Origin of the sequence: Dyella sp. C9, from assembly GCF_003332825.1 — a bacterium.
GTDB lineage: Bacteria > Pseudomonadota > Gammaproteobacteria > Xanthomonadales > Rhodanobacteraceae > Dyella.
Genome location: NZ_QIRF01000025.1, coordinates 1 through 25,354, shown reverse-complemented (window position 1 = coordinate 25,354; position 25,354 = coordinate 1). Strand labels below are relative to the sequence as shown.

Annotated in this window: 27 protein-coding genes; 7 read left to right on the top strand and 20 right to left on the bottom strand. The window is 67.7% G+C overall.

Going from position 1 to position 25,354, the window contains the following annotated elements; genetic code table 11:
* Positions 1-18 precede the first annotated feature (18 nt).
* Positions 19-858: a YdiY family protein gene (locus DVU99_RS19165; protein WP_114241837.1), complete on the bottom strand. Its 840-nt coding sequence runs from the start codon at positions 856-858 to the stop codon at positions 19-21.
* A 114-nt stretch (positions 859-972) separates the two neighbouring features.
* Positions 973-1,875 (bottom strand): hypothetical protein, encoded by a 903-nt coding sequence (locus DVU99_RS19160; protein WP_114241836.1) that lies wholly within the window; start codon positions 1,873-1,875, stop codon positions 973-975.
* Positions 1,876-2,018: 143 nt separating this feature from the next.
* Between DVU99_RS19160 and DVU99_RS19155 the strand changes: the two genes are divergently transcribed.
* Both DVU99_RS19155 and DVU99_RS19150 read left to right on the top strand, forming a co-directional pair.
* Positions 2,019-3,002: a YafY family protein gene (locus DVU99_RS19155; RefSeq protein WP_114241835.1), complete on the top strand. Its 984-nt coding sequence runs from the start codon at positions 2,019-2,021 to the stop codon at positions 3,000-3,002.
* 130 nt (positions 3,003-3,132) lie between these two features.
* Entirely contained in the window at positions 3,133-4,092 is a 960-nt protein-coding gene (locus DVU99_RS19150; protein ID WP_114241834.1) for a patatin-like phospholipase family protein, read from the top strand.
* On the opposite strand, the gene DVU99_RS19145 is transcribed toward DVU99_RS19150, so the two are convergent.
* The 11 genes from DVU99_RS19145 to DVU99_RS19095 form a co-directional block, all read right to left on the bottom strand.
* Positions 4,070-4,438 (bottom strand): DUF488 domain-containing protein, encoded by a 369-nt coding sequence (locus DVU99_RS19145; protein WP_114241833.1) that lies wholly within the window; start codon positions 4,436-4,438, stop codon positions 4,070-4,072. The two genes, DVU99_RS19150 and DVU99_RS19145, sit on opposite strands and share 23 nt — an antisense overlap.
* Positions 4,439-4,542: 104 nt before the next feature.
* Positions 4,543-5,259, bottom strand: coding sequence for a glycosyltransferase (locus tag DVU99_RS19140; protein WP_114241832.1), 717 nt, complete (start codon positions 5,257-5,259; stop codon positions 4,543-4,545).
* 265 nt (positions 5,260-5,524) lie between these two features.
* A complete protein-coding gene (locus DVU99_RS19135; protein WP_198670393.1) occupies positions 5,525-6,397 on the bottom strand; it encodes a ParB/RepB/Spo0J family partition protein in 873 nt (290 codons plus the stop codon).
* Between the two features lie 2 nt (positions 6,398-6,399).
* Positions 6,400-7,263 (bottom strand): ParA family protein, encoded by an 864-nt coding sequence (locus DVU99_RS19130; RefSeq protein ID WP_114241831.1) that lies wholly within the window; start codon positions 7,261-7,263, stop codon positions 6,400-6,402.
* Between the two features lie 40 nt (positions 7,264-7,303).
* Positions 7,304-7,951, bottom strand: a complete 648-nt coding sequence (rsmG, locus tag DVU99_RS19125) for a 16S rRNA (guanine(527)-N(7))-methyltransferase RsmG (RefSeq protein WP_114241830.1) — start codon at positions 7,949-7,951, stop codon at positions 7,304-7,306.
* Between the two features lie 175 nt (positions 7,952-8,126).
* Positions 8,127-8,585: an SPFH domain-containing protein gene (locus DVU99_RS19120; protein WP_114241829.1), complete on the bottom strand. Its 459-nt coding sequence runs from the start codon at positions 8,583-8,585 to the stop codon at positions 8,127-8,129.
* 475 nt (positions 8,586-9,060) lie between these two features.
* Positions 9,061-9,894, bottom strand: coding sequence for a pirin family protein (locus tag DVU99_RS19115; RefSeq protein WP_114241828.1), 834 nt, complete (start codon positions 9,892-9,894; stop codon positions 9,061-9,063).
* 112 nt (positions 9,895-10,006) lie between these two features.
* Entirely contained in the window at positions 10,007-10,519 is a 513-nt protein-coding gene (locus DVU99_RS19110; protein WP_114241827.1) for a DinB family protein, read from the bottom strand.
* Positions 10,520-10,547: 28 nt separating this feature from the next.
* Positions 10,548-11,225, bottom strand: coding sequence for a YecA family protein (locus DVU99_RS19105; RefSeq protein WP_114241826.1), 678 nt, complete (start codon positions 11,223-11,225; stop codon positions 10,548-10,550).
* Between the two features lie 18 nt (positions 11,226-11,243).
* Positions 11,244-12,023, bottom strand: a complete 780-nt coding sequence (xth, locus tag DVU99_RS19100; protein WP_114241825.1) for an exodeoxyribonuclease III — start codon at positions 12,021-12,023, stop codon at positions 11,244-11,246.
* Between the two features lie 58 nt (positions 12,024-12,081).
* Positions 12,082-14,124: a M3 family metallopeptidase gene (locus DVU99_RS19095; RefSeq protein WP_114241824.1), complete on the bottom strand. Its 2,043-nt coding sequence runs from the start codon at positions 14,122-14,124 to the stop codon at positions 12,082-12,084.
* Between the two features lie 153 nt (positions 14,125-14,277).
* On the opposite strand from DVU99_RS19095, the gene DVU99_RS19090 reads away from it, so the two are divergent.
* From DVU99_RS19090 to DVU99_RS19080, 3 genes are read left to right on the top strand one after another with little or no spacing between them, the layout of a single operon-like run.
* A complete protein-coding gene (locus DVU99_RS19090; protein ID WP_232823667.1) occupies positions 14,278-15,999 on the top strand; it encodes a patatin-like phospholipase family protein in 1,722 nt (573 codons plus the stop codon).
* A gap of 39 nt (positions 16,000-16,038) precedes the next feature.
* Positions 16,039-16,575 carry a gamma carbonic anhydrase family protein gene (locus tag DVU99_RS19085; protein ID WP_114241822.1) on the top strand — a complete coding sequence of 179 codons (537 nt, stop codon included), beginning with the start codon at positions 16,039-16,041 and terminating at the stop codon, positions 16,573-16,575.
* Complete coding sequence (locus DVU99_RS19080; RefSeq protein ID WP_114241821.1) at positions 16,572-16,901, top strand: low molecular weight protein tyrosine phosphatase family protein; 330 nt, start codon at positions 16,572-16,574, stop codon at positions 16,899-16,901. The genes DVU99_RS19085 and DVU99_RS19080 overlap by 4 nt, the downstream gene beginning before the upstream one ends.
* A gap of 3 nt (positions 16,902-16,904) precedes the next feature.
* Here DVU99_RS19080 and DVU99_RS19075 read toward each other — a convergent pair whose 3' ends face one another.
* The 6 genes from DVU99_RS19075 to aroE all read right to left on the bottom strand — a co-directional run bounded on the left by DVU99_RS19075 (position 16,905) and on the right by aroE (position 22,142).
* Complete coding sequence (locus DVU99_RS19075) at positions 16,905-17,450, bottom strand: hypothetical protein (RefSeq protein WP_114241820.1); 546 nt, start codon at positions 17,448-17,450, stop codon at positions 16,905-16,907.
* Between the two features lie 155 nt (positions 17,451-17,605).
* Positions 17,606-17,896: a hypothetical protein gene (locus DVU99_RS19070; RefSeq protein ID WP_114241819.1), complete on the bottom strand. Its 291-nt coding sequence runs from the start codon at positions 17,894-17,896 to the stop codon at positions 17,606-17,608.
* Positions 17,897-17,948: 52 nt separating this feature from the next.
* Positions 17,949-18,983 (bottom strand): energy transducer TonB, encoded by a 1,035-nt coding sequence (locus tag DVU99_RS19065; protein ID WP_157971489.1) that lies wholly within the window; start codon positions 18,981-18,983, stop codon positions 17,949-17,951.
* Between the two features lie 163 nt (positions 18,984-19,146).
* The gene (locus tag DVU99_RS19060) at positions 19,147-20,886 is read right to left on the bottom strand and encodes a peptide-N4-asparagine amidase (protein ID WP_232823666.1); all 1,740 of its coding nucleotides are present in this window, start codon (positions 20,884-20,886) and stop codon (positions 19,147-19,149) included.
* A gap of 138 nt (positions 20,887-21,024) precedes the next feature.
* Positions 21,025-21,291, bottom strand: coding sequence for a YkgJ family cysteine cluster protein (locus DVU99_RS19055; RefSeq protein WP_114241817.1), 267 nt, complete (start codon positions 21,289-21,291; stop codon positions 21,025-21,027).
* A gap of 20 nt (positions 21,292-21,311) precedes the next feature.
* On the bottom strand, positions 21,312-22,142 hold the full coding sequence (gene aroE / locus DVU99_RS19050; RefSeq protein ID WP_114241816.1) for a shikimate dehydrogenase: 831 nt from the start codon (positions 22,140-22,142) through the stop codon (positions 21,312-21,314).
* Positions 22,143-22,296: 154 nt separating this feature from the next.
* Here aroE and DVU99_RS19045 point away from each other — a divergent pair, with 154 nt between their 5' ends.
* Positions 22,297-22,551, top strand: coding sequence for a hypothetical protein (locus DVU99_RS19045; protein ID WP_114241815.1), 255 nt, complete (start codon positions 22,297-22,299; stop codon positions 22,549-22,551).
* Positions 22,552-22,905: 354 nt separating this feature from the next.
* Here the strand turns inward: DVU99_RS19045 and DVU99_RS19040 are convergent, their stop codons facing one another.
* A complete protein-coding gene (locus tag DVU99_RS19040) occupies positions 22,906-24,390 on the bottom strand; it encodes a RimK family protein (RefSeq protein ID WP_114241814.1) in 1,485 nt (494 codons plus the stop codon).
* A gap of 206 nt (positions 24,391-24,596) precedes the next feature.
* Between DVU99_RS19040 and DVU99_RS19035 the strand changes: the two genes are divergently transcribed.
* Positions 24,597-25,070, top strand: coding sequence for an N-acetyltransferase (locus DVU99_RS19035; RefSeq protein ID WP_198670392.1), 474 nt, complete (start codon positions 24,597-24,599; stop codon positions 25,068-25,070).
* Positions 25,071-25,354: the final 284 nt, after the last annotated feature.

Genomic DNA, 25,354 nt, shown 5'->3' with positions numbered 1-25,354 from the left:
CCGTAGCGGGCAGTCACCTTAGAAGTTGTAGACCAGGTTGGTGGTCAGCAGGGTGTCGGTGCTGTCCGTGCCCGGCTGCACGTCGCTGTTGTAGCGCACCTGGTAACCCAGCTTGAGCGCCATCTTGCGGGTCATGCTGACCGACACGCCGATGTCGTTCTGGTAGTACTTGTTCTTCGAACCCGCTTCCATCAGCAGCGTGTCTTCCAGCGCCGTATTGGAGGTGAGGCGGTACTTGTAGTTGATCAGGCCACGGCCGACCACTTCGCTCTGCGTGTTCTGCGGCACCTTGACGGTACCGGTGGTGCCGTCGGGGTTGTCCACTTCCTGGCTGACATCGGCCGGGCGATAACGCTTGTAACCGGGACCGGCTTCGAAGGACAGCTCGGTGCTCTCGGTCTTCAGCGCGATGTAGCCATAACCCACCGAGATGATGCCCTGCCACAGGTTGGCGCCGAAATCGTCATGCTCATAGCGCGCGGCGGTCACCACGTAGCTGCGCGGGTCGAGCTTGTAGCCCACGGAGGCGCCCGAGTCGTAGCGATTGGCGGTGGTGGCGAGGCGATCCACTGTGTTGCCGTACTGGTCCTGCACCTCGACCTCGCCCTTGGAGCGCAGGCCGTTGAGGTAGAAGTTGTTCTTCCACAGGTCGTTTTCCTGGCTCAGGCCCAGCTTGGCGTTGGCGTTCTCCGAGCGGGAATTGCCGTACGACGAGGCAAAACCGAATTCACCCGAACCCGTCCAGCCGCCGTTGTCGGCAGGGTTGGAGGAGGCGTTGGCCGCCGGCGCGTCGTCTGCGTACGCGCCAACACTGGCCAGCGCCGCGAGCAGGGCGCCCGCCATCAGGGTCTTCTTCATTGAAATTCGTTCCTTTTTCGTTAAAACAAAGCAGCCGCCACCATAACGGGGCGGATTGAACTGCCAGTGAACAAAGCGGCCTTTTTTGAGCGCAAATGGCGTCAGATGGCCGATTCAGCGGCTATCGGGGAGTGCCGCAAGAGCCCCATCATACAAACTTAGCTCGGTGCCCATGCCGATCAGGCAGCTGATCGCGGCGAGCGCCGACATTTCCAGGCGAACCTCGCCAAAGCTCACCATCAGCAGGGCCATGCTGGGCACGGCGTAGATCAGCAGCGCGCCCAGATAGCGCCGCGGCTGCAACTCGAAGCGCGGCCGCGGCCCGGGCAACCGCTGCAGCACGGCCTGCCAGCGCAGGCTCTCGATGAGGCCGCGAAGCAGCGCCAGCAGCAGCAGGCCGATGATGCACACCAGCGGTGGAATCAACGCGTCGGGATTGTCCTGTCCCATCATGCACATCCACAGCCACAGGCCGCCGCCATAGGTGGCCGACACCACGCGGCTCAGAGGCAGCTGGGTGACCACGTGCTTGTCCAGGCCCGGTGCATTGCGCGAGGCATCGCCGAGCACGGTGACGATGAGGCTGACCAGGCTGCACAGGGCCAGCGCGGCACCGGCCAGCCGGGTGACCCAGAATGAATTGTCGCCCCGCGCCAACCCCGCCACCGCGAGCACCGGCAACACCGTCGCCAACGCGACCAGGGCGTCACGCGTGGGTCGGCTGCCCTTGCCGAAGCGCCAGCCATGCCAGTCGGGCATCCACGGCGAGCGTACGCAGGCGGCCAGCAGGCCGACCCCGACGAGGGCACCGCCGATCATCAACGGCACCAGCGCATCGCCGCGCCCCGCGGGATACATGCCGATGGCAAGCGACAACCCGAGCAGCATCCACACACCGAAGCCGTGGGTCGCTGCCGCCTGCAGCAAGGTGGCGCCGAGGCGGCGTGGACGGAGCAGGGGTGGCCCTTCGCGTCCTTCACCGATGGTGACTGCTGGGGCTTGGCGGCGTGGCTTCATGATTTTTCTGTCTTCTGTGCGTGAAGGGCAGATCATCACTGCATGATCGGTGCGTGATCGGAGCCACTTCCGCCGTAGGTTGTACTTGCGGCTGTGCTCAACGGTGCGCATGCTACGCAAAGGCTGCCGTCGAAAATCATTTCATGGATCGTTACGAGCGCATTCTCACCCTGCACCGATTGCTCAAGTCGGCTCACTATCCGGTGCCCCTGCCTCGTCTGATGGACGAGCTGGAGTGTTCGCGCGCAACCCTGTACCGCGACGTAGCGTTCCTGCGCGATGCGCTGGGCGCACCGATCGAAAGCGCGGGCGGCGAACATGCCGCCTTCCGCTACGCGGCCGGCGAAGGCGAGCGCTTCGAACTGCCTGGCCTGTGGCTGACTTCTGACGAACTCGCCGCACTGCTCGCCCTCAACGAGCTGATCGGGCGCAGCGGGCCGGGCGTCCTGGCCGGCGCGCTTGCGCCGTTCAAGGCGCGCATCGAGCACCTGCTGTCGGACCAGGGCAGCGGCAAGGCGCTGCCGATCGAGCGCATCCGCGTGATCGCCTGGGGCGAGCGCAAGCTCGACCAGCAGGTGTTCCGCGTGGTGGCCGGCGCGGTGCTCGAACGCAAGCAGCTTCGCTTCCGCTACCGTGCGCGCACCACCAATGCCGACAGCCATCGCAAGGTGTCGCCGCAACGGCTGACCCATTACCGCGACAACTGGTACCTCGACGTGTGGGATCACGACCGCGAGGCGCTGCGTAGCTTCGCCGTCGATCGCATCGCCGAACCGCAGGCGCTGGACGAACCCGCGCGCGACGTGCCCGAAGCCGAGCTCAACGATGCGCTCGCCTCCAGCTACGGCATCTTCGCCGGCAAGCCCAAGGCCTGGGCCACGCTGCGTTTCTCGCAGCACGCGGCGCGCTGGGTCGCCGACGAGCACTGGCACTCGCAGCAGAAGGGCGAGTGGCTGCCCGACGGCCGCTACGAACTGCAGGTGCCTTATTCCAACTCCAAGGAACTGCTGATGGACGTGCTCAAGTACGGTCCTGACGCGGAAGTGGTGGCGCCGCTGTCGCTGCGCGAGGAGATGAAGATCCAGCTGCAGCTGGCACTGGGTGGCTACCAGCAGCCGCCTCGCTGAGCGTCGACGACGGTCCGGACCGAGGCCACGATCCGGACGCAGGCCCGGATGGGCTTCGCACGCAAGGCTTGCCAGCCGGCCCGCCCGGGGTGAGGCTAGAGCCCCACACCGCTGCTGTGCCCCGCGTTCCATGAGCCCTGCCGACATCGCCGTGTCCTCTGCACTACCTGCGGAATCCGAAGCCATCCGCAAACCGACCGTGGCGCTGGCACTTGGTTCCGGCGGAGCGAAGGGTCTGGCGCATATCGGGGCGATCGAGGAGATCCGGGCGCAGGGCTACGACATCGTCGCCATCGCCGGCACCTCCATGGGCGCGCTGATCGGCGGCGTCTACGCCATGGGCAAGCTGGACGTGTACCGTGACTGGGTCTGCTCGCTGGCCAAGATGGATGTGCTCAAGCTGGTCGACTGGACCTTCTCCGGCGGTGGCCTGATCAAAGGCGAACGCATCATCGACACGCTGCGCGAACTGATCGGCGACGCCCAGATCGAGGCGCTGCCGCTGGCCTTCACTGCCGTGGCCACCGACCTGGATCGCGAGCGCGAGGTGTGGCTTACGCGCGGCCCGTTGTTCGATGCGATCCGCGCTTCCATCGCGATACCCACCGTGTTCCGACCGCACACGCTGTCGGAGCGCCGGCTGGTCGATGGCGGCCTGTTGAACCCGGTGCCGGTCACGCCGCTGATCCGCGAAACCGCCGATTTCCTGTTCGCCGTCAGCGTGGACGGCCCGCCCGACGTCACCACGCCGGACGAAGTACCTGCCACGCCAACCGAGCCGCCCGAGGGTTACCGCGCGCGCATCGGCGACTTCATCGGCCGGCTGATGCCGCACGGCGCGGACAAGCCGCGCGAACCGGGGATGCTGGAGCTGCTCACGCAGTCGATGGACCTGATGCAGGCCAACCTCTCGCGGCTGCGCCTGGCCGCTTACGAACCCGACCTGCTGATCCGGTTGCCGCGCAACTGCGCCAACGTCTACGAGTTCTACCGCGCGCGCGAACTGATCGAGCACGGCCGCCTGCAGGCGCGCCGCGCACTCGCCGGCTGGGAGCCCAATCACCGCGTCAATGGGGGCCGTTCGCCTTGAGCCAGGCGTCCAGGTAGCACTTCAGCGCCACCGCGTTGTTGTGCTCCTCGTCGCGGGCGCCATAGAGCAGGGTGACGCGGCGGCGTCCGGCCTTGGTCGCCAGCGGCTGCCAGAACTCGGCATGGTCATCGAGCTCGGTGGCGTAGCGATGGCGGAAACTCTCCCAGCGCGCGGGATCGTGGCCGAACCATTTGCGCAGCGAGGTCGACGGCGCCAGTTCCTTGGGCCATTCGTCCAGCACGGCGTCTTCCTTCTTCAGCCCACGCGGCCACAGGCGATCGACCAGCACCCGGTAGCCGTCGCTCTTCGCGGCGGGCTCGTAGACGCGCTTGACGGCAATGCTCATGGGCGGGCGGCCTCCCAAAAGGAGGATCTTCAGCATACGCCGATGAAAAACGCGTCGACAGGACGCTACGCGCTTGTGCCCCGCGAGCGGCAGGGCGCGCGCGTTCAGATCTCCTCGACGCGGGTCACCTTGCCACGGCGCATCAGCCAGGCCACGCCGCGCAGGTCGGCGATGCCCACCCACAGGCGGTCGAGCATGCCGTACTTGGAGCTGCCCGCGGTACGCGGACGATGGCCCACCGGCACGCTGGTGCTCTCGAAACCCGCGCGCTTGACCAGCGCCGGCAGGTAGCGGTGCATGTGGTCGAAGTAGGGCAGGCGCAGGAACACTTCGCGATCGAACAGCTTCAGGCCGCAACCGGTGTCGGGCGTGCTGTCCCTGAGCATGCGCGAACGCACCGCGTTGGCGATCTTGGAGGAGATGCGCTTGTTGAAGCTGTCACGGCGCGTGGTGCGCCAACCGGCGAACAGGCGGGTGTTCTCCGAGGCCTTGTCGCGCGAGGCGAGCAGCTTGGGGATGTCGGCCGGATCGTTCTGGCCGTCGCCGTCCAGCGTGGCGATCCACGGTGAACGCGCGGCGCGCACGCCGTTCCACACGGCGGTGCTCTGCCCGCTGCGGGTAAGGTGGCGCACGATGCGCAGCTCCGGATAGCTCGGCTTCTCGGCGGCAAGCACGGCCACGCTGTCGTCGCTGGAGTCGTCGTCCACGTAGATGACCTCGAAATCGACCTTGCCACGCAGGGCAGCGGCGATCTCGGCCAACAGCGGCGGAATGTTGTCGCGCTCGTTGAATACCGGCACGACGACGGACAGTTGAGGCATGGGGGAGGGCCTTGTCTGAAGCAGGGGGCGCTTGCGCGCCAGGGCGCCATTCTAGTGGGTGAAAGGCTTGGCGTCAGGGGTGGATGGCCGCCAGCGGCACTCGACCGCCCCCTGCAGGAGCGCCCCCTGTGCGCGACCGCTTCTCGCCACGGTCCTTCCTGCCCGTCGTTAAGGCGAGGCGGTTTTTACTCCCTCTCCCCTCGGGGAGAGGGTTGGGGTGAGGGGGCCAGTCTTGTCCCTGTCCCCAACGCTTATCCCTAACCCCTCAGCGGATCTTGCCGAGGATGCCTTCCAGCTCGTCGTTGCTGTGGTAATGGATTACCAGCTTGCCCTTGCCGCCGCGGCTGTGGGCCAGTTCCACGCGGGTGGCGAAGCGCTCGCCCAGCTCGCGTTCCAGTGCGTCCACGTTGGGATCGCGGGCCGGGGCGCTCTTGGCCTTGCCCTTGGGCGCGGTCTGCGCGCGGCGCGCGGCTTCTTCCAGCTCGCGCACGCTCCAGCCATGGCGCGAGGCCTCCAGCGCCAGGCCTTCGGCCATGCCCTCGGGCAGGGTGATCAGGCAGCGGGCATGGCCCATTTCCAGCTTGCCCTCGTCCAGCAGGCGCTTGATGGATACCGGCAGCTCGGTGAGGCGAAGCAGGTTGGATACCGCAGCACGCGAGCGGCCCACCGCGTCGGCGGCCTGCTGGTGGGTGAGGTCGAAATCGTCGATCAGGCGCTTGAGCGCGTCGGCTTCTTCCAGCGGGGTGAGGTCCTGGCGCTGGATGTTTTCGATCAGCGCCATGGCCGGCACGGCCACTTCCGGCACGTCCTTCACCAACACCGGCAGCTCGGACAGCTGCGCGCGCTGCGCGGCGCGCCAGCGGCGCTCGCCGGCGATCAGCTCGTAGCTGTTCTTGCCGATGGCGCGAACCACCACCGGCTGGATCAGGCCCTGCGCGCGGATGGAGGCGGCCAGCTCGTCCAGCGCCTCCTCGTTCCAGTGGCGGCGCGGCTGGTACTTGCCCGGCTGGATCTGCTGGATCGGCAGCGTGCGCAGCTCGCCTTCCTGCTCGAGCACCGACGGCTTGTTGGGTTCGTCAGCGGCACCCAGCAGGACATCGAGCCCGCGTCCCAGGCCCCGTTTTTTCGCAGCGGACATGCTTACTCCTGATGCAGGTCGACGATGTCGTCGAGCGTCTCGGTGTCGTCATGCAGCACGGCCGGCACCACCTCGCCGGCCTGGTCGTTGGCGGCGGCATGCTGCCCGCGCTCGCGACGGATCATCTCGCCGGCCAGGCCGATGTAGGCGATGGCGCCACGCGAGCTGCGGTCGTAAAGGTGGATCGGCTGCCCATGGCTGGGCGCCTCGGCCAGGCGGATGTTGCGCGGGATGATCGAGCGCAGCACCTTGTCGCCGAAATGCTGGGTGAGCTGGGCCGATACCTCATTGCCCAGGTTGTTGCGCACGTCGTACATGGTGCGCAGCAGGCCTTCGATCTCCAGCGCGGGATTCAGGCGCTGGCGCACGGCCTTCACCGTGTCGAGCAGGCTGGAAAGGCCTTCCAGCGCGAAGTATTCGCACTGCACTGGAATCAGCAGGCCGTTGGCCGCCGCCAGCGCGTTGAGCGTGAGCAGGTGCAGCGACGGCGGGCAGTCGATCAGGATGGTGTCATAGCGATCCGCCACCTTGGCCAGCTGTTCCTTGAGCCGGTTCTCGCGCGCGATGGCATCCATCAGCTTGAGCTCGGCAGCGGTGAGATCGCCGTTGCCGGGCAGCAGGTCGTAGTTCGCCTCGGTGCGCACGATGGCCTGCTCGATCGGCGCCTCGTCCAGCAGCACTTCGCAGCCGTTCGGCTTGGCCTCGTGCTTGTCCACGCCCGACGCCATGGTCGCGTTGCCCTGCGGGTCGAGATCGACCAGCAGCACCTTGCGCTTGGCGGCCGCCAACGCGGCAGCGAGGTTGACGGCGGTGGTGGTCTTGCCGACGCCGCCCTTCTGGTTGGCGACAGCGATGATGCGAGCCATGGTGTCGTCGTTACCGTGAGCGAGTGAAAAGGGGGCTAGATTAGCAGCCTGCTTGACGGCCTGCCCGCCCGATGATCACCAGATGACGCTCGCCACCCACCTCGGGTACGTCCAGCGCCTGGATGGCGCGCACCTCGAAGCCTTCCGGCACGCCCGGCAGCTCTTCCTCCGGATGCTTGCCCTTCATGGCCAGCCAGATGCCGTCCTTGGTCAAAAGATGACCACCCCAGTCCAGCATGTCGTGCAGGCTGGCGAAGGCGCGGGCAGTGATGCAGTCGAACTGGCCTTCCACCTCTTCCACGCGGGACTGCACGGCGCGCACGTTCTCAAGCTTGAGCGAGCGGATCGCTTCGCGCAGGAAGCGGACCTTCTTGCCGTTGGAGTCCACCAGCAGCACCTCGCGCTCCGGTGCGGCGATGGCCAGGGGAATGCCCGGCAGGCCGGGGCCGGTGCCCAGGTCGGCCAGCGTCGCGCCGCGCACGAACGGTAGGATCGCCAGCGAGTCGACCAGATGGCGGCTCACCATCTCGGCCGGGTCGCGGATGGCGGTGAGGTTATAGGTGGCGTTCCAGCGCCCCAGCAGCGCCTGGTAGTCGAGCAGGCGCTCCACCGCGCCTTCCGGCAGCTGCAGGCCGAGCGTGGCGATGCCGCGTTCCAGCCGGTTTTGCAGGTCGTGACGGGAGGACATGGGTGATGCGCCTTGGAGAAACGGGGCCGCAAGTATCCGGGGGTGGGGGCCGCGATGCCAGCGCGACGGGCCCGTGCGCAAAGAAAAACCCGCCGTAGCGGGTTTCAAGTGACTCCCCTGTGGCGGGCCGCTCTGGGGCGACCTTCGCCATGGGCCTGACCGGCAGTCTTCCGGATCAGGCGAATTCCAGTTCCACGCGGGTGACCATCATGCCGCGCTCGCGCAGGGCGCCGTTCATGGCCTGCTTGAGGCGCGAACCCAGGTCACGGCGGTCCGCACGGTAGGCCTCCGGCTCGTCGCGCAGGGCGGCGAGGGCGCCACCGCGGATCAGCTGGTCGGCCTGCTCGATCACCGCATCGGCGCGCTCGGGCTCAAGCACCTGCCAGTACACCGTGCCGCGCACGTCGTGCTGGTTCGGCAGCGGCTCCTGGAAGCGCAGCACCTGGCCGCTCAGGGCGATGCGGTGCTCCACGCGGTCGATCAGCGGAAGGCTCATGTGGATGCCCGGCTGCAGCAGGCGATACGGCTTGCCCCGGCGATAGAGGCTATGCACCTGGTCGGCCGGTACGCGCTTGATCGCGGTGGCGAACGTCGCGATCAAGGCCAGGACAATGAGAGTAATCAGGGCATTCATAATAATGAATACAACGAGTTATAGATGAATTCTTTGCAAGAACTGTAGATTCATACTACAGCCGTCTGCACCCCTTTGGATTAATCCTAATTTAACGACAGTCCAAGATCGTTTTACAACCCGTCAGCCGGGCTAACTTGCTGATTTTGTGAACCCGGCGGCAGGCACGGATGGCATGCATCGAACGCGCCATCCGTGCCGCCACCGCCAGATTCCCCCTACTACGAGGAAGTGATCGGCGAGGACGGGAGGGGCTTGAGGGGCTTGCCTCATACCCCCTCCCTTCGGGAGAGGGCTGGGGAGAGGGTGCAGGGCTGGCCATGGCGCCTGGCTGGGCGATGGTCAGAGGCCTGGGGCAAGTGCGTACCCTGACTCGAACCCTCTCCCGAGGGGAGAGGGGGCAAGGCGCCGTCGGAGATGGGCGGGTCCGTATCGGTTGGAAACCCCGGGGCGGCCCATGGGCCGCCCCGGTCGATCAGAACTTGCCTGCGCGGAAATCCGCGATGGCCTGGTGGATCTGCTCGGGCGTGTTCATCACGAACGGTCCGTAGCGCGCCACGCTCTCGTTGAGCGGATGGCCGGCCACCAGCAGCACGCGTGCCGCGCCGTCGCGGCCGGCAATGCGCAGTTCGCCGCTGCGCGAGAGCACGGCCAGTTCGCTGCGGGCCAGCGGTTCGCCGGCGACGTCCGCGTCCTTGCCGTCGAACACGTAGGCAAAGCCGGCGTGGCCTTCCGGCAGCGGGATGGTGACCGAGGCGCCCGGCTGCACGGCGATGTCGAGGTAGATCGGCTGGGTGACGATCTCGGCCACCGGGCCGGTCACGCCGCCGAATTCACCGGCGATCACCTTCACTTCCACGCCCTCGGACGGGCGTGCCACCGGAATGCGCTCCGGACCGATGTCCTGGTAGCGCGGCGCGATCATCTTGTCCTTGGCCGGCAGGTTCACCCACAGTTGGAAGCCCCACATCAGGCCGTCTTCCTGCTCGGGCATTTCCGAGTGCAGGATGCCGCGGCCGGCGGTCATCCACTGCACGCTGCCCGGCACCAGGTCGCCGCTGTTGCCGTGGTTGTCGTGGTGCTTCATGTGGCCGGCCAGCATGTAGGTCACCGTCTCGAAGCCACGGTGCGGATGCTCGGGGAAGCCGGCGATGTAATCGCCCGCCTGGTCGGAACGGAACTCGTCCAGCAGCAGGAACGGATCGAGCATGTCCAGGCCCGGCTGGCCGATCACGCGCTTGAGCCGCACGCCCGCGCCGTCGGACGTGTCGATGCCGCGGATGCGGCGGAGGATGCTGCGTTCGGTCATGGCTGGTCTCCAGTACGTGGACTGTCCACCATGATGATGCCGCGCCGTGCGCGGCCCAAGACCCGAACAGGGAACGGATTGTTCGCTGCAGCGATGGAAACGCCGGCGCGGCTCAGCGCGGTGGCGCCTGCTCCTCGCGCAGCTGGTAGACCCAGTCCAGCTCCGGGCCCTGCCTGCCCATGGCGGTCACTGCCGCGCTGAGCTGGCCACGGTGGTGGGTGGCATGGTTGAACACATGTCCCAGCGTGGGTGCGAACGGCACCTGCACGGCGATGCCCTGGTTGCGGGTGTAGTGCAGCTCGCCGTCGAGCCGCGCGGGGTCCAGCGTGTCGATCCAGCCGGCCCAGCGATCCACCGCGGCAAGCAGCGCCCTGCACAGCGGCGCACGGTCGGCATGCAGCTCGGCGTCGAGCGGCAACTGCAGCGAACGCTGCTCGGCGAAGCGTCCGTACCAGATGTCGTCGGTCACCAGCAGGTGATTGACGGTGCCATGCACGGAACGGAAGAACAGCCCCGCGTCGCCATGCCATTGCGCATCGCTCAGCGGGGCCACGCTGTCGAGCACGCGGCGCGTGGCCCACGCGTGGTAGCGGGCCAGCCTGCGGAAGTAGTCCTTCAGGTCCATCGCAACGGCCTGCCGTGCGCGCGCCGGCTCAGTGCACCCAGTGCCCGCTGCGCTGGCGCGGCGGCTGCGTGTGGTCCTCTTCGGTGCTGATGGTCTTCACCGCCGCCTCGATCTCGGCCTCGGTCACCGGATGCGCGTTCCAGTACTGGTTCACCGCATTGAGCACGCCCGGCACCTGGGTCAGGCACTCGTCGTACTCCTCGTCGCTGAGCTTCTCGAACTCGGCCTCGGCATTGAGGATGCCCTCGTCCACCGCCAGCGCCATCACCGGGCCCAGCAGCTCCATCAACTGCGGATCGTCGGCCAGCCGCTTCTCCCACAGGCCCGCGCGCAGGTCGATGCCGCGGCTGAAACCCTCGCACCAACCCGCGGCCGAAAGCACCGGGCCGGCCTCGGTATCGATCTCGCCGAGGATGGGCTCGTAGGCGTCGACGTCGAGTTCGGCGCTGATGGAATCGTTGAGCTTGGCCAGCAGCGCCAGCACGCGGTTGCCCTCGGCCTCGTCGGCGAACGGCTCGTGCAGAACCTCGGGCAGCCATTCGTCGGGCAGCACCTGGGTTGGCCCCACCGCCAGCGCCGAAAGCAGTCCGTGCACGCCGTCGAGCAACAGGTCACCCTCGCCGACGTGGGCGCGCAGGTATTGGTCCAGTTCCTCGAGTTCGTTGTCGTCCAGCGAACTGGGCCAGTCGCTCTTGGGTGTATTCATCCAGCTGCCTGTTTTGCCTTAGATATCCAGATCCACCGTCACCGGTGTGTGATCGGAGGGTCGTTCCCACGTACGCGGCGTGCGGTCGATGCCTGCCGCCGTGGCCTTTGCCTTCAATGCGTCGCCGAGCAGGATCAGGTCGATGCGCAGACCCATGTTGCGCCGGAACGCACCCTGGCGATAGTCCCACCAACTGAAGTGTTCGCCGCTATCCTCGAACAGGCGGAAGCTGTCGTGCAGGCCCAGGTCGGTGATGCGCTTGAGTGCCTCGCGCTCGGGCGGCGAACACAGGATGTCCTCGCCCCAGGCGATCGGGTCGTACACGTCGCGGTCATCCGGCGCGATGTTGAAGTCGCCCAGCACCACCAGGTTGGGATGGCGTTCGATCTCGCGGGCGAGGAATTCGCGCATCCTGGCCAGCCAGTCCAGCTTGTACGTGTATTTCTCGTCGCCAATGGCCTTGCCGTTGACCACGTACAGGTCGACCACGCGCACGCCACCCACGGTGGCGGCGAGGATGCGGCGCTGCGGATCGTCCAGGTTCGGAATGTCGGTGACGACGTCGTCGAAGCCTTCGTGCGCATCGGCGCGCGCGAGCAGGGCCACGCCGTTATAGGTCTTCTGGCCGGAGAACACGGCGCGATAACCGGCAGCAGCCAGCTCGTCGACCGGGAACTTGGCGTCCTCCAGCTTGGTTTCCTGCAGCGCCACCACGTCCGGCCGCGCATCGGCCAGCCACTGGGTGAGGTGCGGCAGGCGCACCTTCAGCGAGTTCACGTTCCACGAAGCGATTTTCATCGGCGCATTGTAAGCCATGCCCGTACCGCCGCCCGGGGCCGGGCGGCGGCGGTGTGGATCAGGCGAGTCCGTGGCTGCGCAACATCGCCTCGGGTTCCGGCGGGCGGCCGCGGAAGGCGATGAAGCTTTCCAGCGCCGGGCGGCTCGCGCCTACCGCAAGGATCTCCGCGCGGAAGCGGTCGCCGGTGGCGCGATGGATCACGCCGTTCTCCTCGAATGCACCGAATGCATCGGCGCTGAGCAGTTCGGCCCACAGGTAGCTGTAATAACCCGCCGAGTAGCCGCCCGCGAAGATGTGCGAGAACGCATGCGGGAAACGTTGCCACGCCGGGGGATGCAGCACCGCCACTTCGTGGCGCACTTCCTCGAGCACCTCCATGGTGCGTGCGCCGTTGGCCGGGTCGTATTCCAGGTGCAGGCGGAAATCGAACATGGCGAATTCCAGCTGGCGCACCAGGAACAGGCCCGCATGGAAATGGCGGGCGGCCAGCATGCGCTGGAACAGCTCGTCGGGGAGGCGCTCGCCGGTTTCGTAGTGGCGCGCGAACAGGTCCAGCGCCTCGCGGTTCCAGCCGAAGTTCTCCATGAACTGGCTGGGCAGCTCCACCGCGTCCCATTCCACGCCGTCGATGCCGCCGATGGACGGCAACGCGATCTCGGTCAGCAGGTGATGCAGGCCGTGGCCGAACTCGTGGAACAGGGTGAGCACGTCGTCATGCGTGAGCAGGGCCGGGCGGCCCTCGGTCGGCGGCGCGAAGTTGCAGGTGAGGAAGGCCACCGGCAGCTGTTCGTTGTCGCCATCGCGGAAGCGCGCGCGGCACACGTCCATCCATGCGCCACCGCGTTTGCCGGTACGCGCGTAAAGGTCGACATAGGCGCCGGCAAATACGCGGCCGTCGGCATCGCGCACGTCGTAGTAGCGCACGTCGGGATGCCACACATCCACGCCCTCGCGCACGCTGAGCGAGATGCCGTAGAGACGGTCGGTGAGGCCGAACAAGCCCTCGATCACTGCCGGCAGCGGGAAGTAGGGCTTGAGCTGCTCCTCGTCGAGGTCGTACTGCTGCTGGCGCAGCTTCTCGGAGGCGTAGCCGACGTCCCAGGATTCGAGGTTGTCGAGCTTGAGCTCAGTGGTGGCGAACTCCCGCAGGCGATTCAGCTCCTCGCGCGCCACCGGCCGTGCGCGCGCGGCCAGGTCGTGCAGGAATTCCATCACCTGTGCCGGCGAGCCGGCCATCTTGGTGGCCAGCGATTCTTCCGCCGCATTGGCGAAACCGAGCAGCTGCGCCGCCTCGTGGCGCAAGGCCATGATGCGTTCGATGCGCTCGCTGTTGTCGTACTTGCCGGCCTGCGGGCCCTGGTCGGAGGCGCGCGTCTGGTAGGCCCAGTACACGCGCTCACGCAGGCCGCGGTTGTCGGCGTAGGTGAGCACGGCCTGCACGCTGGGCTGCTTGAGCGTGACCAGGTAACCGTCGAGGTTCTGTTCCTTGGCGTACTGGCGCAGCACCGCACGGCCCGACTCGGGAATGCCGGCGAGGTCGCGTTCGTCGGTGATGTGCTCGTGCCACGCATCGGTGGCGTCCAGCACCGCGTTGGAAAATTCCGTGGACAGGCGGCTCAGCTCCACACCGATCTCGCGGTAGCGCGTGCGAGCGGGTTCTTCCAGCGCCACGCCGGACAGGCGGAAGTCGCGCAGGGCGTGCTCCACCAGCGCGCGTTCGGCGCGCGGCAGGCCGGCAAAGCCCGGAGCATCGGCCAGCGCCTGCACGGCCTGGTAGAGCGCGCGGTTCTGGCCCACCTCGATGGCGTGCTCGGTGAGCTTTTCCTCGGCCGGTCCATAGACTTCGCGCAGGGCTTCGCTGTCGGCCACCGAGTGCAGGTGGCCCACCGGCGCCCAGGCGCGGGCCAGACGCTGCTCCAGCCGCTCCTGGGTGAGCATGACGCTGGCAAAATCGTGGGACGCGCCGGGTGCGGTCAGCGCATCGATGCCGGCGCGGTAATCGGCCAGCAGGGTGTCGATGGCCGGGGTGACCTGTTCGGGGCGGATCTGCGAGAACGCCGGCAGTGCGTCATCGGTCAGTAGCGGATTGTTCTGTTCCATGGTGTCTCCTGGGGCCCGGCTGCCGGAAGCATGCCTGCGGGCTGCATGCCAGCGTGGCGATGCCCCCAGGCGAAATCAAGCTGGCCAAGGGGCCCGGGTCGGGCGGCTCTCATGAATTGTCATATCGCCCGCCTAACCTCTCGCGCCATGCCCATGCCTGATTTCTCCGCCCTGCTGCGTCGAAGCGACGTGTTCGGGCACCTGGGGGACGAGGCGCTCGCCGCGCTGGTCCCTGAACTTCGTTGGTTTTCCCTGCCCGGCGGCCGCACCCTGTTCCGCCACGGCGATCCCGCCGATGCCCTGTACCTGGTGGTGGCGGGCAGTCTGGGCGTATTCGAGGGGCCGACCGAACGGGTGCGGCTGGTGGCGGCCGGCGACAGCGTCGGCGAGGTCGGCCTGATCACCGGCGAGGGCCGCCAGCACACCGCCCGGGCCCTGCGCGACACCGAGCTGCTGCGGCTGGACCGCGCCGCGTTCGAGGCCCTCACCCGCCTTTATCCACAGGCCATGCTGGCCGTGGCTCGGCTGGCCATCGCGCGCATGCAGCAGCGTCTGCAGGGCGACCGGGAGCCCGATGCACCACGCACCTTCGCCCTGCTGCCGGCATCGCCCGAGGTGCCGGCGCGCTCGCTGGCGATGCAGCTGGCAATGGCGCTGGAGGAGTGGGGCAACTGTGTGGTGATCGACGCCGAGCACGGCGCCGGACGCGGCAGCGACTGGTTCGCCGAGCGCGAAGCGCAGGCGCGCTTCGTGATCTATCTCGACAGCCACGGTGACCCGGTGTGGCGCCAGCGCTGCCTGCGCCAGGCTGACGTGCTGCTGTTGCCCGCGCTGGCCGCCCAGCCTGCCCGGCCATGGCCGGAGGCTGCCCCGATGCATCCGTCGCGGGTCGGACATCGCCCGCGCCACTTGATCCTGCTGCATGCGGGGCGCCAGCCCACGCTCGGCGCCGCGCAACGCTGGCGGGCCCAATTCAGTGGCGAGCTGCAGCACCACCACGTGGGCGGACAAAACGATATTCCACGGCTGGCGCGCCTGGTCAGCGGCCATGCGCGCGGGCTGGTGCTGGCCGGCGGCGGTGCGCGTGGCGTGTCCCACCTGGGCGCGTTGCGCGCACTGCGCGAAGCGGGCCACCAGTTCGATGCCGTGGGCGGCACCAGCATAGGCGCCATCATCGGCGCCGGCGTGGCGGCCGGCTGGGAACTGGAGGCCATGGTGGAGTCGTTCCATCGCGACTTCGTCGAAGGCCGCCCGCTGTCGGACTGGACCGTGCCGGTGGTGGCGCTCACCCGTGGCCGCCGCGCCGCGGCCATGCTGCGGCGCGCGTTCGGCGCGCTGGACATCGAGGACCTCACGCTGCCGTTCTTCTGCGTGTCCACCTGCCTGTCCGGCGAGGGCATGGTGGTGCACCGGCGTGGACCGCTGTGGCTATGGCTGCGTGCGTCGAGCGCGATTCCCGGCGTGCTGCCGCCGGTGCTGCACCACGGACGGGTGTACGTGGACGGCGCACTGGTCGACAACCTGCCCACCGACGTGATGTCCGACGACGGCATCGCGCACATCACCGCCATCGACATCCGCGCCGAGATCTCGCTGCTCACCACCGCCGAAGAATACGCCACGCCGCCGTGGTGGCAGCTGCTGTGGCCACGCCAGGACATCCAGCGGCCCGGGCTGCTGTCCACCCTGGTGCGCGCGGCCATGGTCAACAGCGAAGGGCCGAGCGAACACCGGCGCGCGCGTGCCGACCTGCTGATCACGCCACCGCTGGACCACATCGGCATGCTGGACTGGAAGGATTGGCAACGCGCGATCGAGGCCGGCTACCTGCATACGCGCGAACAGCTGGAGCGCGGCGCAAGCCATCTCCTGTAAGAGCGCACCCTGTGCGCGCCGCAGGGGTAACATAGAGGGATGGATCCACTACGCAAATACAAGGGCATCTGGCCCACCCTGCACCAGCGTGTCTACGTCGACCCGGCAGCCACGGTGATCGGCGCGGTCGAACTCGGTGACGACGTCTCGATCTGGCCGGGCGCCGTGCTGCGCGGCGACGTGCACTTCATCCGCATCGGCGCGCGCAGCAATGTGCAGGACGGCGCGGTGGTGCACGTTACCCATGACGGCCCGTACTCACCGGGCGGCGCACCGACCATCGTGGGCGAGGGCGTCACCATCGGCCATGGTGCGGTGATCCACGCCTGCACCATCGAGGACTACTGCCTGATCGGCATGCACGCCACCGTGCTCGATGGCGCGGTGGTGAAGAAGCATGGCTTCGTCGGCGCCGGCAGCCTGATTCCGCCGGGCAAGGTGGTGGGCGAGGGCGAGCTGTGGCTGGGCAACCCCGCCAAGCGGGTGCGCGTGCTCAACGACAAGCAGATCGAGCAGCTGCACTACTCGGCCGATCACTACGTGCGGATCAAGGACGACTACCTCGCCGCACGATGACGCCGCGTCGCGTGCTGTTCCTGTGCAGCCGCCACCGGTTGCGTAGCCCCACCGCCGCCGTGGTGTTCGGCGCGTGGCCGCACATCGAGGTGGATTCGGCCGGCCTGGCCGACGACGCGGAAACGCCGTTGTCGGCCGAGCAGCTGGACTGGGCCGAACTCGTCGTGGTGATGGATGCGGGGCAACGGCGCCGGCTGCAATCGCGCCATGGCGCGCGGCTGCGCGGCAAGCGCGTAGTGTGCCTGGACATTCCCGACCGCTACGACTGCATGCAGCCCGAACTGGTCGAGCTGCTGCTGCGGCGTGCCGGACCGTTGCTGCGCTGAGGCTTACAGCATCGAGCCGCTGTTGGAGGCGGCGTGCTGGGCCTGGATCACTGCGGCGCGCGCTTCGTCCTGGCGAATCTGGATCTGGCGCTGCGCATCCAGCTTGCCGCCCAGCAGCGAGAGGATGTAGTTGGTGCTGTCGAACTCGCGCAGCAGCGACAGCTCGCGCTGGGCTTCGTCCAGATCGTTGTCGTTGATCGCGCGTTCGACATCGGCGGATGCCGCCTCGAACGAATCATGCAGCTGGTCCTGCGCCGCCTTGTTCTGCGGATCCAGCTGCAGCACGCTGAGGTAGAACTCGTATGCGTTGCTGCCGGCCGGTGCCACCAGGCGCTTCTCGCTCACCGCCGTCTTGGCCAGGTCGAGCAGGATGCCCACGCCGCTGTCGTCCTTGCCGCCCGAGGCCTGCACATCGGCATTGGCGCTGCCGCCCGGCGTCCGGGCACCCGACAACCACCAGGCAGTACCTCCGGCCAGGATCAGCACCGCAGCCAGGGAACCACCGATGAGCATGCGCTGGCGTGGCGCGAGAGTAGCGAAACGAGACATGGCACCGCTTGACCAGGGGGAACCGCGCACAGGGTCACCTGCCCCTCAGGGCCCCGGCGGAACTGTCACATTAGCGTTACATGATGTCAGCGATGTGACTTGCGTTTGGCTGTCCATGCGAATGGACGTCCATGCAGTGACGCCCGGATATCCGCTCAACCGAAGTGGCCGCCGGTGATGCGACCGTCGTTGTCCAGCTGCGCGAAGTAACGGCTGTTGTTGGTGCGAAATTCCATGGTGGTGATGCTTCCGGGCATCACCAGTTGCACATCAGGATACGTCGCGCGGAATTGATCCGGCGTCGGATGTGTCCTGATGAAGGCGTCGAAGGCATGCATGTCGGTGACGTAGCCGTGCAGCGGCGCCGGCGCGGGATGGGTGGGCATCTGGCACGCACCGAGTGCGATGGCGCTGGTGAACACGGCAAGCAGCAACGAGCGGCGCATGTCAGGCCTCCTTGGTGGATGCAGCCGATTATGCGCCCGCCCAGCGGCCCGCTCAGAGCCTGAATTCGATGCGCTGGCGCACCTGCGCCGCCACCGGCTTGCCATCCTGGGTACCGGGGGCGAACTGCCAGCGCGACACCGCGGCCAGCGCCGCGCGGTCGAACACGTACTTCGGATCTGCATCGGCGACTGCGGCGGCGGCCACCGACCCATCGGGCTGCACGGTGAAGGTCACGTCGACCCATCCCTGGCGCCTGGCGCGACGTGCCTCCGGCGGATACACCGGTTCGATCCGCTGGGTCAGCACGGGCGCAGCCACGCCGGAGGCATCGGCGCTCGCCACGGCGTTCGCGCGGGGCCGTGCCGGCGCCACGGCCGCGGCGACCACCTGCGTCGATTCGACGTGTGCGCGCGACAGTGCCGATTCGCTCGATGCCTGGGTGTCCGGCGCGTGGGCGACGGTAGCCGTGCCGCTCGCGACAACGGGCGCGGCAGCGGGTACCGATGTCGGTGCCGGTGCAACCGGAGCAGGCTGCGCCGCGGACGGGCGATTGCCCGCGGCTGCCGCGCCGTCGCGCTTGCTGGCCTGCTGCGCCTGCTGGGCGGCGGTGTCACGCGCGGCCTGCAGTTTCGATTGCAGCAAGGTCAGCGTGTAATTTTGCGGATCGGCCTTGGCCAGCAACTCGATCTCGCGCTGCGCCTCGGCGTCGTTGCCATCGTCGATGGTCTGCTCGGCGGCACGCGAGGCGAACGGGAAGATTTCGCGCAGGGCGTCCTGCGCCGCCTGGTTGCCGGGTTCGCGGCGTAGCACGGCAAGGTAGTACTCGAAGGCATTGTTGCCAGCTGGCGCCACCAGTCGCTGCTCAGCCATGGCCTGGTGTGCACGCTGCAGCAACTCGCCGGTACCCGTGCCGTCGTGGGTGGCCGGACCGGCCGCGGCAACCGTCGTCGGGGCGGGATCGTCGGCATCGGCATGCGACTTCAGCCACCAGAAGATCCCGCCTCCAGCCGCCAGCACGGCGGCCAGCACGATCAGGAAGGAAGGACTGACGGAGCCTTGGGTACGACGCAGGGAAACAGGTGACATGAGCGACGCGGAATGGCCGTAGTTGAGGCCGGCGCACCAGCACGCCGACGAGGCGCGCCAGCTTAGTGAGGCCATATTGCGGTGATGTTGCCTCGCGCATCCAACTGTGACGCAGTTCACACGCGGTGCGCAGATCGGCACCGCGTGTGCACCGACAACCCGCTCAGTGCCCGGGAAGCAGGCTGCTGTCCGGGGAGCCGTCAGGGTGGGCCAGCCACGACACGCGGTTCTGCTGGTCCGGGCAACCCTTGCCCGTGCTGTAGCTGGCCAATGCGCCCGACTGGGTGGTGAGCGAGGTGCGATAGCAACCACCGCGGCTGTCGCCGAAATCGAAACGCTGCGCGCTCTGCTGGCCAGCATGGCCAGTGATGTTGCCGCTGGCATCGAACTGCAAGGTATCGCTGCTCACCACATGGTTGTGCACGTCATAGGCGTACGCGAGGCCGCCGAAGATGCGCTGCTCGCCATGCTGCACATAACCCTGCTGCACGCTGCTGGCCGCGGTGCCGCTGCCGTCGGCGGCGACCAACTGGTCGTACACGAACAGGAGGGGATACTGGTAGTGCTGGCGACGCTCGACGATCAGCAGCTTGCCCAGGCGACTCTGGCTCACGCTGTTGGACCAGGTGTCCTGCGTGACCTGCTGGCGATAGGTACTGGCGTTGATGGTGAAGCCCTGCACGTCATGGAAGCCCACGTCCTGCGTGACCGTGCTGGTGACGCGGCCATTCGAGGTCTGTGCATAACCCTCGATCACGAACTTGCGATCGAGGCGGGTGGTGATGTCACCCGAGATGTCGCCGTTGCTGGCCGTGGTCAGCGTGCTGCCGATGCTGGGCGTGGGCGCCTGTCCCACCAGCGTATTGCGCGTGATCCCGCCGGTGACCTGGCTGGCGTGCGCGTCGCGATACACCAGCAAGGTGGCGGTGGCGGCGAAGTAGCCGTTGGCGCCGGCCACCTGCAACGCGACCTGGTGCGGCTGGCCGTTGCTCAGCACGCCGGCGAACGGCGTGAGGTCCACGCGATACGGCATGAAGTTCAGCGTCTGCACGCCGGGCGTCGGCCGCCACAGGTACGGATCGATGCCACCGGTGTAGATCCACGGGTACACCGGCGCCACGCCGGCCGGCTGTCCATCGATGCTGATCTCGGCCTCGCGGAAATTGCCGCCGCCGCAGTCCTGCAGTTCGGAGGCATAGGCGTCGGGCACGCAGGTGTACCAGAACTCATCGTTGCTCTGGCTCTGCGTGAACACGTCGAGATAGGCGCGCTCGACATTGGTGGGCAGGGTCAGCGTGCGCACCAGCTGGTCGGTGGGCGTGCTCAGCGTGGCGGTGCTCCCCACCGGATCGCTGCCCAGCGGATACACCGCGTCGGGCACGTCCGCGGCGCGCGCCTGCGCGCTGGCCGGATAGAACAGCAGGCGCGCGCTGCCGTGGATCACGCCGGTATAGGTGCTGTTGACCAGGTTGCCGATCACCGCCTGGCCCTGGCCCGTGCTGCGCAGCAGGGTGGCGTAATCGGTGAGGTCGCGCTCCACATGCCAGGCCGGCGATACCGTCGCCGACGGTTCCTGGGTGGTGCCGAAATACAGATTCACGCCCGCCAGCCACAGCGTGGCGGTGCGGTCGTACTGGCGTCCGGCGGTGACCGAGAAGTCGGCCTCCAGCACCACCTTGGCCCACGCGCCCTGGCATGCGGTCGGTGGTGCGTAGCTGTAGGGGCGCGGGCTGAAGTCGTCGAAGCTGACGTTGGTGAACAGGTTCACCACGCAAGGTTGTCCCGGTGGTCGCGGCACGCCTGGATCGGCCACCACCACGTTGCTGGAACCGATCACCGGATCGGCGCCAGCGGGCGCGGCAAGACCACCGCCCAGCATGGCCAACAGAACGACTATCGCCATGCGATGGCGGACGAGACCCTCAGGCACCATGACGTTGCTCCCCATGACGTGCCCCCTGTACCGCGCACGCTAGCACGGCCCGGCGTCACACGGCCGTCCATACGGCCGCGCGGCGTGATGCCGGTCGTGAAGGCTTTGTCAGCTTGCTCGCGTGGCCACTTCCAGCGCGGCGAGATAGGCCATGGCGTGCTCGCGGTGCGGGCCGCACATCGCCGCGTCCGGTCGCAGCGCCCCGCATACGGCAGGACGCTCCGGCTGGCCGAAGATCGCGCAACGGTTGTCATCCGTGAGCTGCACGCAACGTACGCCGGCCGGCTTGCCCTGCGGCATGCCGGGAATCGGCGAGGAAATCGACGGGGCGATGCAGCAGGCCCCGCAACCGGCGCGGCAGGCGAGCGTGCTCATGGCGCCGGCATTCGCATGGCTCAGCCGTACTGCTGGCGCAGCTGCGCGTACACCGGATCGGTGTCCGGGCGCTTGCCGTGCCACAGCTCGAAACTGTCGGCCGCCGTTTCCACCAGCATGCCCAGGCCGTCGAGCGCATAGCGCGCCTTGGCGGTGCGGGCCCAGGCCAGGAAGTCGGTGGCGGCCTTGCCGTAGGAAAGGTCGTAGCACAGCGCACGGTTGCCGACGATGGCGAACGGCAGGTCCAGCGAGCGACCCAGCACGCCGGCCGAGGTGGCGTTGACGATCAGGTCGAAGGCGCCCAGGTCCGCAAGGTCTTCCCAGTAACGCGTATGCGCGCGCGCCGGTTCACCGATGGCATCGGCCAGCGCGTCGGCGGTCTCCGGCGTGCGGTTGACGATGGTCAGCGTCTCCACCCCCGCGTCGAGCAGGGTCCAGGCCACACCACGTGCGGCGCCGCCGGCGCCAAGCAGCAGGGCAGTGTGGCCACGCAGGTCCACCTGGTGGCGCTCGGCGATGTCGCGCACCAGACCGTCGCCGTCGGTGTTGTGGGCGGCGAGGCGGCCACCAGGGAGGGCGGTCAGCACGTTGGCGGTGCCGGCGCGGCGCGCGGCCTCGCTGCATTCGTCGGCCAGCGCCAGCGCGGCCGCCTTGTGCGGCAGGGTGACGTTGGCGCCACGGCCGCCTTCGGCGAAGAACCGGCGCACGGCGGCCTCGAATTCCGCCGGCGCGGCATCGATGGTGCGGTACTCCAGCTCGATGCCGAACTGGCGGGCGAAGGCCTGGTGGATCTGCGGCGACAGCGAATGGCTGATGGGATGGCCAAACACCGCGAACTGTCCTGCACTCATGCGCGCTCCTTGTGGATTCGATGCCCCGGGAAGCGTGCCCCGGGAAAACCTGACCGCCTATTTTAGCGCCCGAACCCGCGCCGCGCCTGCCATCGCAGGCTATGAGACCGACCCCCGGCACGCTGCGCCCACCTGAACCGACCGGATCACTGCCATGCGCCCGAACGCCGACTCCATCCGCCACGAACGACTGCTCGGTGGCGCACTGCTGTGGTTGCTGGCTGGCACGGTGCTGCTGCTGACCACCCTGGTCCCGGCGCATACCCGCACCTTGGGCTGGACGCCTGCGTTCTGGCTGCTGGGCGCCCCGCTGGCGGTGCTGCTGGCGCTGGAACCGTCGCTGCCGCGCCAGTTGCTGGCGCTGGCCCGCCCGCGCCGCCGCCGCGCCGCGCAGCTGATCTGGAACTGAGCGACAACGAATTCACTTGGCAGTGGATGCCGTGGCCGGAACGCCGCGGCGTGGGGCTCCATGCGAAGGCTTGGGATGGCTGGGCACCTCGCGGGAGCGGCGCCACGGAAGGCGCCAGCGTGACGGCGGTCCATGGACGGGCTGCCGGAATCACCCCACCCACGTCAGGCCCTTTGCAGGAAGCCGAGGGACGAGGAATGAACGGCTAAGGGCACGGGTCCCCACCTCCGTCGCAACCTGCGAGCTGGCGCCAGGTAGCCGGACCTGGCGCCCTCACTACCCGCCCCTCGTCCCTGCGTCGATCCGGTCGCGCACCGAGTGCGCTCCGCTCCTGCAGGGCATGCCGTGTACCGCTCAGTCGGCGATGCCGGATCGCTTGTTTTCCATGCGCCGCAGGAACTCCCGCATCACGCGCAGGTACAACTCCTCGCCGAGGAAGGCGTCCTCCACACCGGCGTCGATCGATGGGTTGTCGTTCACCTCGATCACCACCGGCTTGTCGCCCACGCGCTTGAGGTCGACGCCGTAGAGGCCATCGCCCACCGCCTGGGTGGCCTTCAGCGCCAGCTTCACCACGTCGGCCGGGGCGTCCTTGATCGGGATGGTCTCGAAGCCGCCGGATTTGGCGGTGCCCTTGGCCCCGTGGTTGTAGATCTGCCAGTGGCCGCGCGACATGTAGTACTTGCAGGCGTACAGCGCCTGGTTGTTCAGCACGCCGATGCGCCAGTCGTATTCGGTGTAGACGAATTCCTGCGCCAGCAGCAGCGAGCTGTGCTGGAACAGTTCGGCGGTGGCCTTGCCCAGCGCGGCCTCGTTCTCCACCTTGACCACGCCGCGCGAGAACGAGCCGTCGGGAATCTTCAGCACCAGCGGATAGCCCAGCCGCGCAGCGACTTCCTTGACCCCCTTGCTGTCGTCGCGATAGAGGATCTCGGTGCGCGGCACCGCGAGCTTGCGCGAGACCATCAGGTCGTTGAGGAAGATCTTGTTGGTGCAACGCAGGATCGAGGTCGGGTCGTCGATCACCACCATGCCTTCCTTCTCCGCGCGATGGGCGAAGCGGTAGGTGTGGTTGTCGCTGGCGGTGGTCTCGCGGATGAACAGCCCGTCGTATTCGGCCAGGCGCTGGTAATCGTTCTTGCCGATCGGGTCGACCTCGATGCCCAGTTCCTTGCCAGCCGTGATGAAGGACTTCAGCGCCTTCTTGTTCGACGGCGGCATCGCCTCGGCCGGATCGACCAGCATGGCGATGTCGTAGCGATAGAGCTTGCGCGCCTTGGGCTTGCGCCACAGCTTCTTGCTGAAGCGGTCCAGTTCCTCGGCGAAGGCGTCTTCCTGGTCGTCGACCAGGGTATGCAGGCCCACCGGCTTGATCGCACTGACCTGCCACACGCGGTCGCGCTCGAACTCGATGCGCAGCAAAGGGCAGGGAAACATTTCGAACACCTGCCGCGCGAGATCCTGCAGGGCGGGGTAGGCGGTCTGCCCGAAGTAGACCAGGATGCCGAAGTCGGTGGTGTCGCGGCCGCCCGCCGGCAGGAAATGGGTGAGCTTGGTGCTCAGGTCCTCGATGTCCAGGCCGTACAGCGAGCGGCGGCGCAAGTCATTGACCGTGCGCACCGAAGGCATCACGCGGTGCCCGCGCGCCTCGGCCAGCAGCGAGACGTAATAACCCGTGCCCAGATACTTGTAGCTGCGACAGAGGTTGATGACGTGGGTGCGCTCGTCGTCCAGGCCCACCGGCTCGCGCAGGTAGTCCATGGCGGTGACGACGTCGACGGACGGGTAGTAGGAGCTCCAGTCGGAAGCTTTCTCCACAACGATGACGAGACGGGTCATGACACCTCGATCAGTTGGAAGTGTCGTCGCGTGGGGAGAACGGGGCGGCACCGCAGAAGGGGCGCAGTGTGGCACATGCGGGGCGCCGCACAAGGCGTGGCACTGAAGCCCGACTAAATGCACCAGAAGTCATGATTGCCCCGGCGAGACCCGGGGGCTAGAGTGCGCCGCCGGACCTGCCTGCCCGCCCACGGAATTCGCCACTGATGCCCCCGATGCCCGCGACCGCCGCCGTGCGCGTGCGCCGTGCCGAACTCTCCGACCTCGATGACCTGGTGGCGCTGGAGGAAAGCAGCTTCGCCCCCGACCGCCTGAGCCGCGCGCAGTATCGCCGCCATCTCGACAGCGAGACCGCGACGGTGCTGGTGGCCAGCGCCAACCATCGCCGCTTCCTGGGCACCGCCGTGGTGTTCTTCCGCAAGGGCACCCACGTGGCCCGCCTGTACTCCATCGCCACGCACGTGGAGGCGCGCGGCAAGGGCGTAGGCTCGGCCCTGCTCGACGCCGCCGAGCACGTCGCCAGGCGCCGCCGCTGCAAGGTGCTGCGCCTGGAAGTGCGCACCGACAACGACGCGGCCATCCGCCTGTACGAGCGGCTGGGCTACGTGCGCATCGGCCGCTATGAGCGTTACTACGGGGATGGGGCGGATGCTTGGCGGTATGAGAAGAGGCTGGGGTAACATCCGCTTACACACCGCGCTGCTCTACCGGCTTTAAGTCCTCAGCGCCACGGCGCGTTGCGGTGTAGCTGCGGTCGACCTGCGAGGACGTTCGCCCTCCGGGCTCCTGAATCTCCAAAGCTTTTCCCGGCGGACTGCTGCCAGCACTGGCTCTGAAGGCCGTTTTCTTTGGGTTACTTTTCTTTGACTTCGGGCATCCTGCCCTGCGCCCTACGGGCCGGCTTCGCCGTTCGCACGCGCTCCAGGCGCGTGCGTGGGCCAGCAAAAGAAAAGTGACTCGAGCG